Here is a 15,481-nt window from a genome sequence, read left to right as displayed (position 1 = left end):
TCGGCTCCGCCAGCTGTCGCTATAACGGTGGTGAGGGCTGCCGTTAACGTCGTCTTACCATGATCAATATGACCAATCGTTCCTACGTTTACGTGCGGCTTATTGCGCTCAAACTTCTTTTTACCCATTATCGTAACCTCCTAACTAACGCTTGAGAATTGCTTCGCTGATGGACTTAGGAACTTCTTCATAGGCAGAGAATTCCATAGTGTAATTTCCGCGACCCTGTGTCTTGGAACGCAGGTCGGTAGCGTAGCCGAACATTTCTGCGAGTGGCACCATGCCGCGCACGACCTGGGCACCACTGCGAGCCTCGATACCTTCAATACGGCCCCGTCGCGAGGTAATGTCACCGATGACATCCCCCATGTACTCTTCGCCTACCACTACTTCAATTTTCATGACTGGCTCGAGGAGCATGGGATTAGATTTGGCCATGGCATTCTTGAAGCACATCGATGCGGCAATTTTAAAGGCCATTTCCGAAGAGTCAACGTCATGGTAGCTGCCGTCATAGAGGGTGGCTTTAAGGTCAACCACGGGGTAGCCCGCCAAGATACCACTCTGCAGAGCCTCTTCAATGCCGTCATTGATGGCATTCCAGTACTCACGCGGCACAGTTCCGCCCACAACCTTGCTCTCGAACACGTAGCCAGAGGCAGGGGGCAAAGGCTCAAACTCCACCCACACATGGCCGAACTGACCGCGACCACCGCTTTGGCGCACAAAACGTCCTTCAGAGCGCACGGTGTTGCGGAAAGCCTCGCGGTAAGCGACCTGCGGCCTGCCTACAGTACAACCGACCTTGAACTCGCGCTTTAATCTGTCGACGATAATGTCAAGATGCAGCTCGCCCATGCCATGAATGATGGTTTGGCCGGTTTCAGTGTCGGTATTCATGCGGAAAGTCGGGTCTTCCTCAGCCAGGCGCATCAGGGCTAAGCCGAGTTTGTCTTGGTCAGCCTTGGTGTTTGGCTCGATGCTCTGCGCGATGACAGGCTGTGGAAACTTGATGGACTCGAGAATAATAGGTGACGCATCATCGCAGAGAGTGTCACCAGTGGTCGTGTCCTTAAGTCCAACCACGGCGGCAATGTCGCCGGCATATACTTCGCTAATTTCTTCGCGGTGGTTAGCATGCATACGCAGCACCCTGCCGACCCTCTCGCGCTTACCCTTGCTAGAGTTATGCACATAGCTACCTGCTGCCAGCTTGCCGGAGTAAACCCGGAAATAGGCGAGCTTGCCGACGAAAGGATCAGATACAATCTTAAAGGCGAGGGCGGAGAAGGGCTCCGCATCACTCGGCTGCCGCGTAGTCTCCTCTTCGCTGCGAGGGATTAAACCTACTACGGGCGGCAAATCAAGGGGTGAGGGCAAGTAGTCAACTATGGCATCAAGCAAGCTCTGTACGCCTTTATTACGGTAACTTGAGCCACAGAGAACGGGAATGATGCCCCCAACGAGAACTGCTTTGCGTAGCGCCGCCATAACTTCGGCAGGAGAGAGCTCTTCGCCCTCGAGGTAGCGCATCATAAATTCCTCGTCATGCATGGCTACGTTCTCAATGAGCTCGTGGCGCGCAGAGCGCACCTCGCCCAACATGTCCGCCGGAACCTCGCGTTCCTCTACTGCCTTGCCATCTTGATCAAGGTAGACGATAGCCACCTCGCGGACAAGATCAACCATGCCGACGAAGGAATCTTCGCCACCAATGGGGAGCTGAATCGGCAGAGCATTAGCGCCAAGACGGTCACGCATCATGCCCATTACGCGGGAGAAGTCGGCCCCTAGGGCGTCCATCTTATTCACATAGGCGATCCGCGGTACACGGTACTTGTCGGCCTGCCGCCAAACTGTTTCGGACTGGGGCTCCACGCCGCCTTTGGCGCAAAACACGGCAACCGCACCATCTAGTATGCGCAGACTGCGCTCAACCTCGACCGTAAAGTCCACGTGCCCGGGCGTATCAATAATATTGATCTGCAGACCGCGCCAGCGACAGGTGGTCGCCGCCGAGGTAATGGTGATTCCTCTTTCTTGCTCTTGGATCATCCAGTCCATGGTGGCAGCACCTTCATGTACTTCCCCGAGCTTGTGCGTTCTGCCGGTGTAAAATAAAATGCGCTCTGTCGTCGTTGTCTTACCGGCGTCAATATGCGCCATGATACCGATGTTCCTAATGTTGTCTAATGAAATATCTCTCGGCATGACAGTCCCTCCCTTCTGACGCAAATTTAATTAAGTTTTTTTACCACCTGTAGTGTGCAAAAGCCTTGTTGGCTTCGGCCATTTTGTGCGTGTCTTCGCGCTTCTTAATAGAAGCCCCCATGCCTTGCGCTGCGTCCATAATCTCGGCCGCGAGCCTCTCTTGCATGGTCTTTTCGCCTCTAGCGCGCGAATACGTCACTACCCAGCGGATCGAAAGCATCTTCTGACGCTCTGCGCCGACTTCAACCGGCACTTGGTAAGTTGCACCACCCACACGGCGAGGCTTGACTTCGACCAACGGAGAAACATTCTTAATGGCCGTCTCAAACACCTCAATGGCAGGCTTGCCTGTCTTTTCACGCACACGCTCCATGGCATCATAGAAGATACCTTGAGCGATACCACGCTTGCCATCATACATCAGCTTGTTAATAAAACGAGTTACAAACTTGCTATTGTAAATGGGATCAGGTAGAACGTCGCGCTTTTGGACCGGACCTTTTCTTGGCATATTATTTCCCTCCTTCACAACAATGTGTTACTCGCTCGCCTGTAGTTGTGCCTATAGCGAGCGTAGGGCGACTATTTTTTACCACCCTTAGCTTTGGCTGGAACAGCCTGTTTGCCACGCTTGGCTCCATACTTCGAACGCCCTTGGCCACGGTTTTGTACTCCGCCGGCGTCGAGGGTGCCGCGCACGATGTGGTAACGCACACCGGGCAGATCCTTAACACGTCCACCGCGGACAAGAACCGAAGAATGCTCCTGCAAGTTGTGACCGATACCCGGGATATAAGCCGTGACCTCAAGTCCGTTAGTGAGGCGAACTCTGGCAATCTTACGAATGGCAGAATTGGGCTTCTTGGGGTTCATGGTCTTAACTTGCACACACACACCGCGCCTTTGCGGGCAACTTTGTAAGTGCTGAGACTTCGACTTCTTCTCTAGAGCTTGACGGCCCTGGCGAACTAGTTGACTGATTGTTGGCATACACGCACCTCCTTCCATTATGGTAGAGCAATCTAGGGAGTAAGTCCCCTGCCACGTCACCGCGACAGGGGGTTACTGTGACCAGCGCAGAAAAATAAGTGAAACACTAAAATATTATACGATTTGCGCCTAACGCTGTCAATGGTTAGTTTCAACCGCAGAGTAAGCAGAGACGAGGAAAAAGAGAGAAAGATGGACTACTGGGAGTACTGGGAGACGGTTTCAACCACAGAGTACACAGAGGCGTGGAAAAGAGAGGAACATGGTGTTTAGGATTGAGGAAGCTAGTTCTTTGTTTCTCTCTTGCTTCTGGCTTCGTGCCTCTACCCTCTAACCTCTAGTCAGGCCCTCTGTGGTCGATAAACGCACCTTCCCCCTCTTACTTCTTACTTCTTGCTTCTTATTTCCTGCTTCTTGCTTCTTATTTCCTGCTTCTTGCTTCTTATTTCCTGCTTCTTGCCTAGCTGCTCGTAAGCAGCTCGGTTGCGTCTTCGTTTTGGCTGGCCACAACCACCTTGATGTTGCGGTAGCGATTCATGCCTGTGCCTGCGGGTATGAGTTTGCCGATGATGACATTCTCTTTCAGCCCGAGGAGAGGATCGATTTTACCCTTAATCGCTGCGTCGGTGAGCACCTTGGTCGTCTCCTGGAAGGAGGCCGCGGACAAGAAGGAGTCTGTGGCGAGTGAGGCCTTGGTGATACCCATGAGCACTGGGCGCGCCACCGCGGGTTCTCCGCCCTCCATGAGGATGCGCGTGTTCTCTATTTCGAAGTCAAACACATCGATGAGGCCGCCCGGCAAGAGGTAGGTATCGCCTGAATCCTCGATTTTTACCTTGCGGAGAATCTGACGCACAATAACTTCGACATGCTTGTCATTGATCTCTACACCTTGCGAGCGATAGACTTTCTGCACTTCTTTTAGGATGTACTCTTGCACCGCGCGCATGCCCCTGATGGTCAAGAGCTCTCCGGGGTTGATAGGCCCTTCGGTCAGCTCCTGCCCTGTCTCTACAAAGGCACCTTCGTGCACTTTTAAGCGCGAGCCGTAAGGGATGGGGTAGCTCTTGATTTCGCCCTCGTAGCCACGGATTTCAATCTCGCGGCTCTTCTTGGTCTCCGTGAAGTGCACCGTACCCTCTATCTCACTGATGATGGCTTGCCCCTTAGGCCTTCTCGCTTCAAAGAGCTCCTCTACGCGGGGCAGACCTTGCGTAATGTCGTCCGTACCAGCCACGCCACCGGTGTGGAAGGTGCGCATGGTCAGCTGCGTGCCCGGCTCACCAATGGACTGCGCCGCAATAATACCGATGGCCTCGCCAATTTCTACTAAACCGCCGGTAGCTAGATTGCGACCATAACACTTGATACAAACCCCGGAGCGACTCTTACAGGTGAGCACATTGCGCACATGCACAGACTTCACTAAGCCCTCGGTAAGATGCTGCCCCGCGCGCACTGCCTCGCTAACGCCAACTAGCACTTTTTGCTCCGCCGTAGCGCGGAAGAGGCTGTACTTGCCGCCATCCTTAGTTACAATCGTTATTTTCTTGTCGTCAATGCTTTCTACTGTGCCGGCAGAGTGCGCTATGGCGACGCCGTAGTTAGTTACTTGAATGGTGGCCTCGTCGTCAATCATCTCGCCTTCCTGCACTAAGACCGGCGGTACGGCGACAAAGTTGCCGGTAAGCGGGTCACAGTGGGGAGCAGCCTGCAGATTTTCGATTGATATGCGGCCCTGAATGCGGTCGGCGAGATTAACGATAGTCTGCTTGCCGTCCTTAATGGCATCAACGACAATGCCTAGAGTCGTGCCGCAGTCTTCCTCGCGAATAATGACGTCTTGCGCTACGTCCACGAGACGCCGCGTGAGGTAGCCAGAATCCGCGGTACGAATAGCAGTATCAGCCGAACCCTTACGAGCTCCGTGCGTGGAGGTGAAGTACTCAATTACAGTAAGGCCCTCACGGAAATTGGACTTAACAGGAAGCTCGATAATGCGGCCTAGGGGATCACTCATCAAGCCGCGCATGCCGCCTAGCTGCGTAATCTGGCTGAGGTTACCTCTCGCTCCGGAGTCAACCATCATAAACATCGGGTTGAACTTAGGCATAGCTTCGAGGAGTGCCCTTTGCACCTTGCCAGACGTTTCCGCCCAGATGGCAATAACATCCTGATATTTTTCGTCGGCATTCATCATGCCGCGGCCATAGGCTCTTTCGATCTGTGCCACTTGGTCTTCGGCCTGGCGTACAATCTCTTTCTTTTGCGGCGGTATGACTACGTCAGTGATGGCGATGCTAATGCCAGACTTCGTAGCGTACTCAAAACCTAGCATCTTGATCTTATCCAAAACATCCGTGGTGATGGTGTTGCCATGCTTCCGGTAGCAGCGGTCAACGATGTTACGCATGACTTTAAGCGTGACGAGGTCATTGACCTCGAGCTCACAAGCCTTGCTAGGGTCACGGCGATCAACAAAGCCTAGGTCCTGCGGTATGGTTTCATTAAACATGATGCGACCAATGGTGGCTTCAATAATAACCCTGACCTTCGTGCCGTCCTCTGCCTTGCGTTCCCTGCGCACGCGGATGGGGGCGTTAATAGCGATAACGCCTTCCTGGTAGGCCATGACGGCCTCCTCGTCGCTAGCGAACACCTTGCCGGCACCCTTAGCTTCGCCGTCAAAGCTCGTTACGTAGTAGCAGCCCAAGACCATGTCCTTGGTCGGGGTGACTACTGGCTTGCCATCTTTAGGATTGAGCAGATTATTGGACGAGAGCAAAAGCAATCTAGCTTCTGCTTGCGCCTCCGCCGACAAGGGCACGTGCACCGCCATTTGGTCGCCATCAAAGTCCGCATTGTAGGCCGCACAAACTAGGGGATGCAGCTTAATGGCGCGTCCCTCAACTAGGACGGGCTCAAAGGCCTGAATACCGAGACGATGCAGGGTCGGGGCACGGTTTAAGAGCACGGGATGGTCGGTAATAACTTCTTCTAGCAGATCCCAAACTTCTTCGCTCACACGCTCTACCTTGCGCTTGGCACTCTTAATATTCTGCGCAAAACCCTCGGCCACCAACTGCTTCATAACAAAAGGCTTAAACAACTCGAGCGCCATTTCTTTCGGCAGGCCGCATTGATAGAGCCTAAGCTCAGGCCCGGCCACAATGACCGAACGACCGGAATAGTCGACGCGTTTGCCGAGGAGGTTCTGACGAAAACGCCCTTGCTTGCCTTTAAGCATGTCGCTTAAGGACTTTAAGGGGCGATTGCCAGGGCCAGTCACGGGGCGCCCGCGGCGTCCATTATCGATTAACGCATCAACAGCTTCTTGCAGCATGCGTTTTTCGTTACGCACTATGATGTCGGGAGCACCTAGCTCTAGTAGACGCTTCAAACGGTTGTTTCTATTGATGACCCGGCGATAGAGGTCGTTTAAGTCGCAAGTGGCGAAGCGACCGCCATCTAACTGCACCATGGGTCGTAAATCCGGCGGTATCACCGGCACGGTGTCAAAAATCATCCACTCAGGACGATTGCCCGATTTGCGAAAGGCCTCTGACACCTCGAGGCGCCGTATGGCCCGAATGCGGCGCTGACCCGTAGATTCTACTAGCTCAGCGCGCAGGCCCTTAGACATGGCCTCTAAGTCAATGCGTGACAGCAGTTCTCTGATCGCCTCTGCACCCATGCCCGCACGAAAACTACTGCCGTAGCGCTCGCGGGCCTCACGGTACTCGCTCTCGGTCAAAATCTGCTGCTCGCTCAGCGCCGTTTCGCCCGCCTCGAGCACTACATACGAAGCAAAGTAGAGGACTTTCTCGAGAAGTCGGGGCGACATATCTAGTATTAAGCCCATACGACTGGGAATACCCTTGAAATACCAGATGTGCGAGACTGGGGCCGCTAGTTCAATATGCCCCATACGCTCGCGCCGCACCTTGCTACGGGTCACTTCGACGCCGCAGCGGTCACAGATGATGCCCTTGTAGCGCACCCGTTTATACTTGCCGCAGTTGCATTCCCAATCCTTAGTCGGGCCGAAAATCTTCTCGCAGAAGAGCCCTTCTTTCTCTGGCTTAAGAGTGCGATAGTTAATGGTTTCAGGCTTTTTTACTTCGCCTTTAGACCACTCTCTGATCTGATTGGGCGACGCTAGACTTATGCTTATGGAATCAAACTCGTTCACATCCAGCAAAATGGTCGCTCCCTTCCTGTAATTTCGCAGAGAACACGGCCCCGCTCACTAAGAACGCTTTTTCGGTCTGGGCGCATGAGCCTCCGGGCTAGTCTTGGCAAATGGCGCTAGTTTCTTGCGCAGTATGGTTGCCAAGTCAGCATCATCTTCCTCTGCCTCTTCTTCAGACAGGTCACCTGCGGACGCAAGCACCTCTTCAATGTCTTGTTCGGTATCATCCTCAAGAAGTAGTCGTGTGCGCAGTGTCTCAGCAATCATTTCAGTGTCGATGATGTCCTCTTCCTCCTCATGTATGTCTGCGTCCCTCTTCTTAGCTGGAAGAGTAACCTCGGAAACTAGGCGACGAGGCCTAATATCGGCAAAGTCTTCATCGCCCTCAATATTGAGCTTAAGTTCGCGCACCGTCTCATTGACGTCTTCATCGGTGTCACGCATTTCGATCTCTTGCTTGTCAGCGCTGAGTATCTTGACATTCATGCCCAAACTCTGCAGTTCCTTGATGAGAACCTTGAAGGACTCAGGCACGCCGGGCTCGGGGATGTTTTCGCCCTTGACAATGGCCTCGTAAGTTTTAACGCGACCCACCACGTCATCCGACTTCACGGTGAGAAGCTCCTGCAGAGTGTAGGCGGCGCCATAGGCCTCAAGCGCCCAGACTTCCATTTCACCAAAGCGCTGGCCACCAAACTGCGCCTTGCCGCCGAGCGGCTGCTGCGTCACCAAGCTGTAGGGGCCGGTGGAGCGGGCGTGGATTTTATCGTCAACCAGGTGAAATAGTTTGAGCATGTAGACATAGCCTACGGCCACTGGGTTATCAAAGCGTTCCCCGGTACGGCCGTCATAGACCATCGATTTACCGTCCGTCCGTAGACCGGCTTTAGCCAGTAACTCCTCTATGTCTTTCTCCGTGGCGCCATCAAAAACTGGCGTGGCACAATGGAGGCCAAGAGCCTTGGCAGCCATGCCCAGATGCATCTCGAGCACCTGCCCAATATTCATACGGCTAGGTACGCCAAGCGGATTAAGCACGATATCTACCGCGCGTCCGTCAGGGAGAAAGGGCATGTCTTCATCCGGCAAAATACGTGAAATTACACCCTTGTTGCCGTGACGACCCGCCATTTTATCGCCCTCGGAAATCTTGCGCTTTTGGGCGACATAGACGCGCACTAGCATGTTGACACCAGGTGGCAGCTCATCTTTGTTGTCGCGTGAAAAGACTTTGACGTCAACCACGCGGCCAGATTCGCCATGCGGCACACGCGCCGAAGTGTCACGCACTTCACGCGCTTTTTCACCAAAGATGGCACGGAGCAAGCGTTCCTCAGCCGTCAGCTCTGTTTCGCCCTTAGGTGTGACTTTGCCGACCAGGATATCTCCCGTGCGCACCTCGGCGCCGATACGGACAATGCCACGTTCATCGAGGTCGCGAATCATGTCTTCGCCCACATTGGGGATATCAGCCGTAATTTCTTCCGGCCCGAGCTTAGTATCTCTCGCCTCGGCCTCATACTCTTCAATGTGTATAGAGGTAAATACGTCATCGCGTACTAGGCGCTCGCTAATCAGAATGGCATCTTCAAAGTTGTAGCCGCCCCATGGCATAACCGCGCAGAGGACATTGCGCCCGAGGGCGATTTCGCCAAGATCGGTAGCGGGGCCATCGGCAATGGGCTCGCCTTCATGCACCTCTTGTCCTTTGGCGACAATGGGTTTCTGGCTGATACAGGTCCCCTGGTTAGAGCGCACAAACTTCATCAATTTATAGGTATCTACACTGCCATCAGCCGTTTCCACGGAAGCACTCTTGGCAGAAACTCTAATAACTTTTCCGGCGCGACGCGCAGCAACCACCGAGCCTGAATCTAGTGCGGCCTTAAACTCCATGCCTGTGCCAACTAGAGGAGCTTCAGGACGCAGGAGTGGCACAGCCTGCTTCATCATATTAGCGCCCATAAGCGCGCGCCCGGCCTCGTCATGCTCCAAGAAGGGGATGAGGATGGTCGGAACACTAAATACCTGCTTGGGCGAAACGTCCATGTAGTCTACTTCCGCTACAGGAACAACCTTGATTTGCGTGCGATGGCGGACCGTGGTGCGTTCACTGGTAAAGCGCGCCGTACCGAGGCCGAAGTTTTCTGCAGGCTCGATTTCGGCATTAGCTTGAGCGATAACAAACTCATCTTCTTCGTCCGCAGTGAGATATTCTAAGTCCAGCGTAACGTAGGTCTTATCGCCGATGGACTTTACTACGCGGTAAGGCGTTTCCATAAAGCCGTAAGAGTTAACGCGGGCAAAAGTGGAGAGATTGCCGATCAGTCCAACATTAGGGCCCTCAGGCGTTTCAATGGGGCAGATGCGTCCATAGTGAGAGAAATGCACGTCACGCACTTCAACGCCGGCGCGTTCACGGCTAAGACCTCCTGGTCCTAGGGCACTGAGACGCCGCTTGTGGGCGAGTTCGGCCAGAGGATTAGTCTGGTCCATAAACTGCGACAACTGGCTAGAGCCAAAAAATTCTTTAATTGAGGCCACGACAGGGCGAATATTGATGAGCGCCTGCGGCGTGATAACATCGACGTCCTGGATTGTCATGCGCTCTTTAACTACCCGCTCCATGCGAGACAACCCGATGCGAAACGCATTCTGCAAAAGCTCACCCACAGAGCGGAGACGGCGGTTGCCAAGATGGTCGATATCGTCTACCTTGCCTAGTCCTTCAAGCAAGCTCAAGAGGTAGTTTACCGCGCTAAAGATGTCATCGCGGGTGAGGTGCTTTTCGCGGGGCTGGTTATAACGGCGAGTGAGGACGACTTCCTTAGTTTGACGGCGCTCTTCAATATGGATAAGGCGCTCGGGCAGAGCATCATTGTCTGCAGCTGCGGTCAAAGTGGCAATCTCCCCGTCCCCGATCACTGTGCCGGCACGCAAAATAACTCGTCCGTCCACGCTTAGCACATCGGCCGCGAGGCGCTTGGTGCGCACCAGGTTCTCCCAATCAATGCGGCGCAGGCCATTGCCGAGCAAAAGAATGACCGACTTCGACTCAGCATCAAGAGTTGCCCTCTCGACCAAGAGCTGGTTTACTCCTGCCTGCTCTAGCCGTTCAGCGATCTCACGCGTTACTCTCTGGCCCTTCTCCACAAGCACTTCGCCAGCCGCGACTAGCACCTGCCCTTTATCGAGCTGACTACGGCTGCCCGTATCGGTCTCAGGTTGGTAAAGGGTTTCGGTGGCGATAATGGTCTCTGACGCTTCGCGGTTTATCACCCTCCTGCGCAAGGAGAGCTTTTTGTTCAGTTTATATCTCCCTACATGGGCTAAATCATATCTGCGGGGGTCAAAAAAGAGTGAATTCAAGAGAGCCTTGGCACTTTCCACGGTTGGTGGTTCACCAGGGCGCAAGCGCTTGTATATTTCGAGCAGACCGTCCGATAAATTTTCGGTACTGTCGCGATCAAAAGTAGCTGAAAGCCGTGCATTCTCGCCAAATTTACTTACTATCTCGTGCCTTTGCCCCAAGCCGAGGGCACGCAACAAGACCGTCACCGGAATCTTGCGGGTGCGGTCTACTCTAGCCCAGACAACATCATTAGTGTCCGTTTCCATTTCCAGCCAGGCGCCTCTATTAGGTATAAGCGTTGAAGTAAAAATTCTGTGCCCCAAGGTATCGAGGCTGTCATGATAGTAGGCCCCCGGGGAGCGCACCAATTGACTCACCACAACTCGTTCGGCACCGTTGTAAATGATGGTACCGTTCTCCGTCATCAGCGGAAAGTCCCCCATAAAGACTTCCTGCTCCTTGACCTCACCCGTCTCCTTGTTGACTAATCGCACCTTGACTTTGAGCGGAGCGGAGTAGGTGGCGTCCTTCTCCTTGGCCTCGTCAACAGTGTACTTGGGTTCACCGAACTGGTGATCAAGAAACTCCAGCACTAAGTTGCCGGTAAAATCTTGAATTGGCGAGATGTCTCGAAATGTCTCGGCCAAGCCCTCGTTCACGAACCAATCGAAAGACTGTCTCTGGATCTCAATGAGGTTTGGTACCTGCAAGACCTCATTGATATGACCAAAACGGAGGCGTTTACGCTTGCATTCCGCTATGGGTTTAACCATCAATGCTTCACCCCTAACGAGTAATACTGAACTTAGGCAGCACGAAAACCAAAAAGGGTACAAAACCCCCTTGGTTATGCCTACTAAGCTATTTTATCCTCTTAGAGCCTAGTTATGCATAAATTTGGCACACTCTACGCCCTACGTGACAATATAAAACACTACCACATTTAGTTGTAGTTAGTCAAGATAAAAAAACTCGCCAGTGGCGAGTTTTTAATTTAGGCGCTTTACTTCACGTCTACGCTTGCACCGGCTTCTACCAGCTTAGCTTTAATCTTAGCGGCTTCGTCCTTAGTGACCTTTTCCTTTACGGGCTTTGGTGCTCCGTCAACCAATGCCTTGGCCTCTACGAGACCTAGACCGGTTACTTCGCGCACCACCTTAATTACGTTGATCTTCTTCTCGCCAGCAGCGGTGAGAATAACGTCGAACTCGGTTTGCTCTTCAACCGGCTCGGCGGCTTGCGCCACACCAGCGGCAGGAGCAGCCATAGCCATGGGCATAGCGGCAGTTACGCCGAACTCTGTCTCCAAAGCCTTTACCAACTCAGAGAGCTCGAGAACAGTCATGTTCTTAATCAGCTCGATAATTTGTGCTTTACTCATCATTTTCACCTCCTTAAAAGGCATCGCCAAATCTTCTATTGGGCTTCCTTTTGTTGGCGAACCGCATCAACGGCATATACCAACTTCCGGAGAGGACCATGCAACACGTTAACGAGACCAGAAAGCGGAGCTTGAATCGTACCCACGACGCGACCTAGCATGACTTCGCGCGGAGGAAGCTCAGCCAAAGCTGTTACCCCAGCCGCATTGATTGTCTTACCGCCGAGAATGCCGCCCTTAATCTCTAGCATTTTGTTCGCCTTAATCCAAGCGGACAATGCCTTCGCGGGAGCAACTGGATCGCTGCTTAAAGCAATCGCCGTCGGACCCTGCAAGTACTCATCGAGGTTGGTAATGCCAACTTCGTCTGCAGCGCGCTTGAAGAGAGTGTTCTTGACAACGCGGTAATCAATGCCAGCTTTGCGAAGCTTAGCCCTGAGATCAGTGTCTTTGATAACACTGATGCCGCGATAATTAGTAAAGACTACCCCTTCATTTTGCCTTAGCGCCTGAACAAGTTCCTGCACTGCTAGTTGTTTATCATCACGAGTGCCCATATTTAACACCTCCTTTGGAGGATACTCCCCAACAAAACATGCCTTCCCGCAGAGGGAAGGCATGCGTAATTAAAACTAGCACACTCTTACCTCGGTAGGCCGCTTACGCGTTTAAGCTTTGCACCTACTGTCTACGGCGATGAACACTATAGGACTATAGCACGAAGACAATCTCATGTCAACAAATCGAGCGCAAATTATTGCTGTGTCGCGCCGCCTAGAGAGGCCTTCTGGGCATTGACGCGTACGCCAGGGCCCATGGTGGTAGAAACAGTTACCGTGCGTACATAGGTACCTTTGGCGGCACTTGGCTTGGCCTTCATCAAAGCCTCCATTAGCGCAGTGAAGTTCCCTAGCAAGTTCTCAGCTGGGAAAGACACTTTGCCTAGCGGCGCATGGACTATGCCCGCTTTGTCAACGCGGTACTCAATTTTACCTGCCTTAACCTCGTTAATGGCCTTGGCCACATCAAAAGTTACGGTGCCTATTTTAGGATTAGGCATGAGCCCCTTAGGACCAAGAATTCTTCCTAGGCGCCCCACCTGACCCATGATGTCAGGGGTAGCAATGGCCACGTCAAAGTCGACCCAGCCCTCGTTTTGAATCTTGGCAATGAGATCTTCGGCGCCCACAAAATCTGCCCCGGCATTCTCGGCCTCCTTGGCTTTGTCACCCTTGGCGAAAACAATAACGCGCACAGTCTTACCGGTACCATGCGGCAATACCACCGCACCGCGCACCTGTTGGTCGGCGTGCTTTGGGTTGACGCCGAGACGAACGGCGATTTCTACGCTCTCGTCAAACTTGGCAGTCGCAGTTTTTTTGGCGAGATCAATCGCTTGGGCGGGTTCGTAGAAGACATTGCGGTCTACTAGCTTGGCCGCCTCTAAATACTTTTTGCCTTTTTTGGCCATTTATCGCACCTCCAGTGGTAGTAGCGGGATTAAACCCTCCCACGCGGGTCACTTAACTAGTCGACGACTTCAATACCCATGCTTCTTGCCGTGCCCTCGATCATGCGTATAGCAGATTCCACGCTGGCGGCATTAAGATCAGGCATCTTGAGCTCGGCAATTTCCTTGACTTTGGCACGTGTGACTTTGCCAACTTTTTTCTTGTTTGGTTCACCAGAACCAGATTCCACCCCGATAGCTTTCTTGAGCAGAATTGCCGCGGGGGGCGTCTTCAGGATAAAAGTAAAAGACCTGTCTTGAAAGACACTCACTTCTACCGGAATGATAAGCCCTACGTCCTTGGCCGTACGTTCGTTAAATTCCTTGACAAAGCCCATAATGTTAATACCAGCTTGACCCAGGGCAGGTCCAACCGGTGGAGCAGGCGTTGCTTTGCCAGCGGGAATTTGCAGTTTAACAATTTTAACTAATTTCTTAGCCAACTACATCCACCTCCCTTTCCCTAATTTAGGTTCTACAATTTCTGAACTTGTGTAAAGCTCAGCTCCACAGGTGTTTCGCGGTTAAATAGCGCTACACGCACTTTGACCTTTTGTTTGTCGGCCATGATTTCCTCAATCTTGCCAACCAAGCCTTCAAAAGGACCCTCGTTAATTCGCACTGACTCACCCAAAGCAAAGTCAATACGAATACGCGGCTCCTCAACACCCATCGAACGCAGTATAGCTTTCACCTCGTGCTCTTCTAGGGGGATAGGGCGAGTGCCAGTGCCGACAAAGCCTGTGACGCCTGGCGTGTTGCGTACAACATACCAAGAATCATCAGTGACGATCATTTCCACGATAACATACCCGGGGAAGACTTTCTTTTTAACCAGTTTCTTTTTGCCGTCTCGGCCAGTCTCTAACTCATCTTCCATAGGCACTAAAACCCGAAAAATCTTGTCCTCCATTTCCATGGATTGGACGCGTTTCTCCAGATTGGTTTTCACCTTGTTTTCGTACCCGGAATAGGTGTGCACCACGAACCATTTCTTTTCCATCACATGCGGGACTCTATCGTGGGATAGCGCCCCAACCTCCTTTGACGGGAAACTCCCGAGAAAAATCTGGCCAGCTAGATACCAAGTAACCGCCTAACAACAGCCCCTAAGGCCGCGTCGGTTACGGCAGTCAAGGCTGCCACGAAGAACACGGCAAACACAACCACTATCGTGTAGTTAATGGTCTGCCTCTTCGAAGGCCACACTACCTTGCGCATCTCTTGACGAACGTCGCGCAAGAACTTAGAGAGTTGCAGAAACTTCTCTTGCAGAGCCTGTATAAACTTCACTCTCTCACCTACTTAGTTTCGCGGTGAGCTGTGTGGGTTTTACAGAACCTGCAATACTTTTTCATCTCCAAGCGTTCAGTGTTGGACTTCTTATTCTTAGTAGTACGGTAGTTGCGCTGCTTACAATCAGCACATGCTAGCGTAATACCTACTCGCATAAGATCCACCTCCCCGTAATTGCCCTCCACAAAAAGAGGGCTTACCTTGTAAAGTTATCATAGGGTTATGACACTGTCAAGAAAAAATACAGGCATTTTGTAGGGGCACGGCTGCCCGTGCCCCACCTGCTGCTAAATTCTATTTTCTAGAGCAATACTTCGGTAACTACACCGGCACCAACGGTACGGCCGCCTTCGCGAATGGCGAAGCGCACACCGGGTTCCATAGCGATAGGAGTAATAAGTTCTACCGTCATGGTGATTTTATCGCCAGGCATAACCATCTCCACGCCCTCGGGCAGGTTGAGTACGCCAGTGACGTCGGTGGTGCGGAAGTAGAACTGCGGGCGGTACCCGTCAAAGAAGGGCTTGTGGCGTCCGCCTTCTTCTTGTG

General features: G+C 52.7%; 14 protein-coding genes and 1 other annotated feature. All 14 genes read right to left on the bottom strand.

Annotation, left to right across the window (positions count from 1 at the left end; all coding sequences use genetic code 11):
- The coding region (gene tuf, locus KGZ92_07545) for an elongation factor Tu (GenBank protein ID MBS3889129.1) at positions 1 to 128 on the bottom strand (128 nt) is incomplete at its 3' end.
- 16 nt (positions 129 to 144) lie between these two features.
- A complete protein-coding gene (gene fusA, locus KGZ92_07540) occupies positions 145 to 2,211 on the bottom strand; it encodes an elongation factor G (protein MBS3889128.1) in 2,067 nt (688 codons plus the stop codon).
- A gap of 40 nt (positions 2,212 to 2,251) precedes the next feature.
- The gene (gene rpsG, locus KGZ92_07535) at positions 2,252 to 2,722 is read right to left on the bottom strand and encodes a 30S ribosomal protein S7 (GenBank protein MBS3889127.1); all 471 of its coding nucleotides are present in this window, start codon (positions 2,720 to 2,722) and stop codon (positions 2,252 to 2,254) included.
- 71 nt (positions 2,723 to 2,793) lie between these two features.
- Positions 2,794 to 3,201 carry a 30S ribosomal protein S12 gene (gene rpsL / locus KGZ92_07530; protein ID MBS3889126.1) on the bottom strand — a complete coding sequence of 136 codons (408 nt, stop codon included), beginning with the start codon at positions 3,199 to 3,201 and terminating at the stop codon, positions 2,794 to 2,796.
- Positions 3,202 to 3,661: 460 nt separating this feature from the next.
- Entirely contained in the window at positions 3,662 to 7,402 is a 3,741-nt protein-coding gene (gene rpoC / locus KGZ92_07525; GenBank protein MBS3889125.1) for a DNA-directed RNA polymerase subunit beta', read from the bottom strand.
- A gap of 48 nt (positions 7,403 to 7,450) precedes the next feature.
- Entirely contained in the window at positions 7,451 to 11,518 is a 4,068-nt protein-coding gene (gene rpoB / locus KGZ92_07520; protein MBS3889124.1) for a DNA-directed RNA polymerase subunit beta, read from the bottom strand.
- Positions 11,519 to 11,748: 230 nt separating this feature from the next.
- Positions 11,749 to 12,126, bottom strand: a complete 378-nt coding sequence (rplL, locus tag KGZ92_07515; GenBank protein ID MBS3889123.1) for a 50S ribosomal protein L7/L12 — start codon at positions 12,124 to 12,126, stop codon at positions 11,749 to 11,751.
- Positions 12,127 to 12,161: 35 nt separating this feature from the next.
- A complete protein-coding gene (rplJ, locus tag KGZ92_07510; GenBank protein ID MBS3889122.1) occupies positions 12,162 to 12,683 on the bottom strand; it encodes a 50S ribosomal protein L10 in 522 nt (173 codons plus the stop codon).
- Positions 12,684 to 12,707: 24 nt separating this feature from the next.
- Positions 12,708 to 12,838 (bottom strand) — a sequence feature (ribosomal protein L10 leader region).
- A 42-nt stretch (positions 12,839 to 12,880) separates the two neighbouring features.
- Positions 12,881 to 13,597: a 50S ribosomal protein L1 gene (rplA, locus tag KGZ92_07505; GenBank protein ID MBS3889121.1), complete on the bottom strand. Its 717-nt coding sequence runs from the start codon at positions 13,595 to 13,597 to the stop codon at positions 12,881 to 12,883.
- A gap of 56 nt (positions 13,598 to 13,653) precedes the next feature.
- Positions 13,654 to 14,079 carry a 50S ribosomal protein L11 gene (rplK, locus tag KGZ92_07500; GenBank protein ID MBS3889120.1) on the bottom strand — a complete coding sequence of 142 codons (426 nt, stop codon included), beginning with the start codon at positions 14,077 to 14,079 and terminating at the stop codon, positions 13,654 to 13,656.
- A gap of 32 nt (positions 14,080 to 14,111) precedes the next feature.
- Entirely contained in the window at positions 14,112 to 14,639 is a 528-nt protein-coding gene (nusG, locus tag KGZ92_07495; protein ID MBS3889119.1) for a transcription termination/antitermination protein NusG, read from the bottom strand.
- 74 nt (positions 14,640 to 14,713) lie between these two features.
- Positions 14,714 to 14,929: a preprotein translocase subunit SecE gene (gene secE, locus KGZ92_07490; GenBank protein ID MBS3889118.1), complete on the bottom strand. Its 216-nt coding sequence runs from the start codon at positions 14,927 to 14,929 to the stop codon at positions 14,714 to 14,716.
- An 8-nt stretch (positions 14,930 to 14,937) separates the two neighbouring features.
- Positions 14,938 to 15,087 carry a 50S ribosomal protein L33 gene (rpmG, locus tag KGZ92_07485; protein MBS3889117.1) on the bottom strand — a complete coding sequence of 50 codons (150 nt, stop codon included), beginning with the start codon at positions 15,085 to 15,087 and terminating at the stop codon, positions 14,938 to 14,940.
- A gap of 146 nt (positions 15,088 to 15,233) precedes the next feature.
- Positions 15,234 to 15,481: elongation factor Tu (gene tuf / locus KGZ92_07480; protein ID MBS3889116.1), on the bottom strand; the 248-nt coding region annotated here is incomplete at its 5' end.

This window comes from Bacillota bacterium (genome assembly GCA_018333655.1).
Classification (GTDB): Bacteria; Bacillota; UBA994; order UBA994; family UBA994; genus BS524.
This window is presented reverse-complemented; position numbering and strand designations above follow the sequence as displayed.

Bases quoted from the DNA above. Each gene is read 5' to 3' on its own strand.
- fusA (MBS3889128.1), bottom strand. From the start codon at position 2,211: ATGCCGAGAGATATTTCATTAGACAACATTAGGAACATCGGTATCATG.
- rplA (MBS3889121.1), bottom strand. From the start codon at position 13,597: ATGGCCAAAAAAGGCAAAAAGTATTTAGAGGCGGCCAAGCTAGTAGAC.
- rpmG (MBS3889117.1), bottom strand. From the start codon at position 15,087: ATGCGAGTAGGTATTACGCTAGCATGTGCTGATTGTAAGCAGCGCAAC.
- rpoB (MBS3889124.1), bottom strand. From the start codon at position 11,518: ATGGTTAAACCCATAGCGGAATGCAAGCGTAAACGCCTCCGTTTTGGT.
- rpsG (MBS3889127.1), bottom strand. From the start codon at position 2,722: ATGCCAAGAAAAGGTCCGGTCCAAAAGCGCGACGTTCTACCTGATCCC.
- rplJ (MBS3889122.1), bottom strand. From the start codon at position 12,683: ATGGGCACTCGTGATGATAAACAACTAGCAGTGCAGGAACTTGTTCAG.
- nusG (MBS3889119.1), bottom strand. From the start codon at position 14,639: ATGGAAAAGAAATGGTTCGTGGTGCACACCTATTCCGGGTACGAAAAC.
- rplL (MBS3889123.1), bottom strand. From the start codon at position 12,126: ATGAGTAAAGCACAAATTATCGAGCTGATTAAGAACATGACTGTTCTC.
- rpsL (MBS3889126.1), bottom strand. From the start codon at position 3,201: ATGCCAACAATCAGTCAACTAGTTCGCCAGGGCCGTCAAGCTCTAGAG.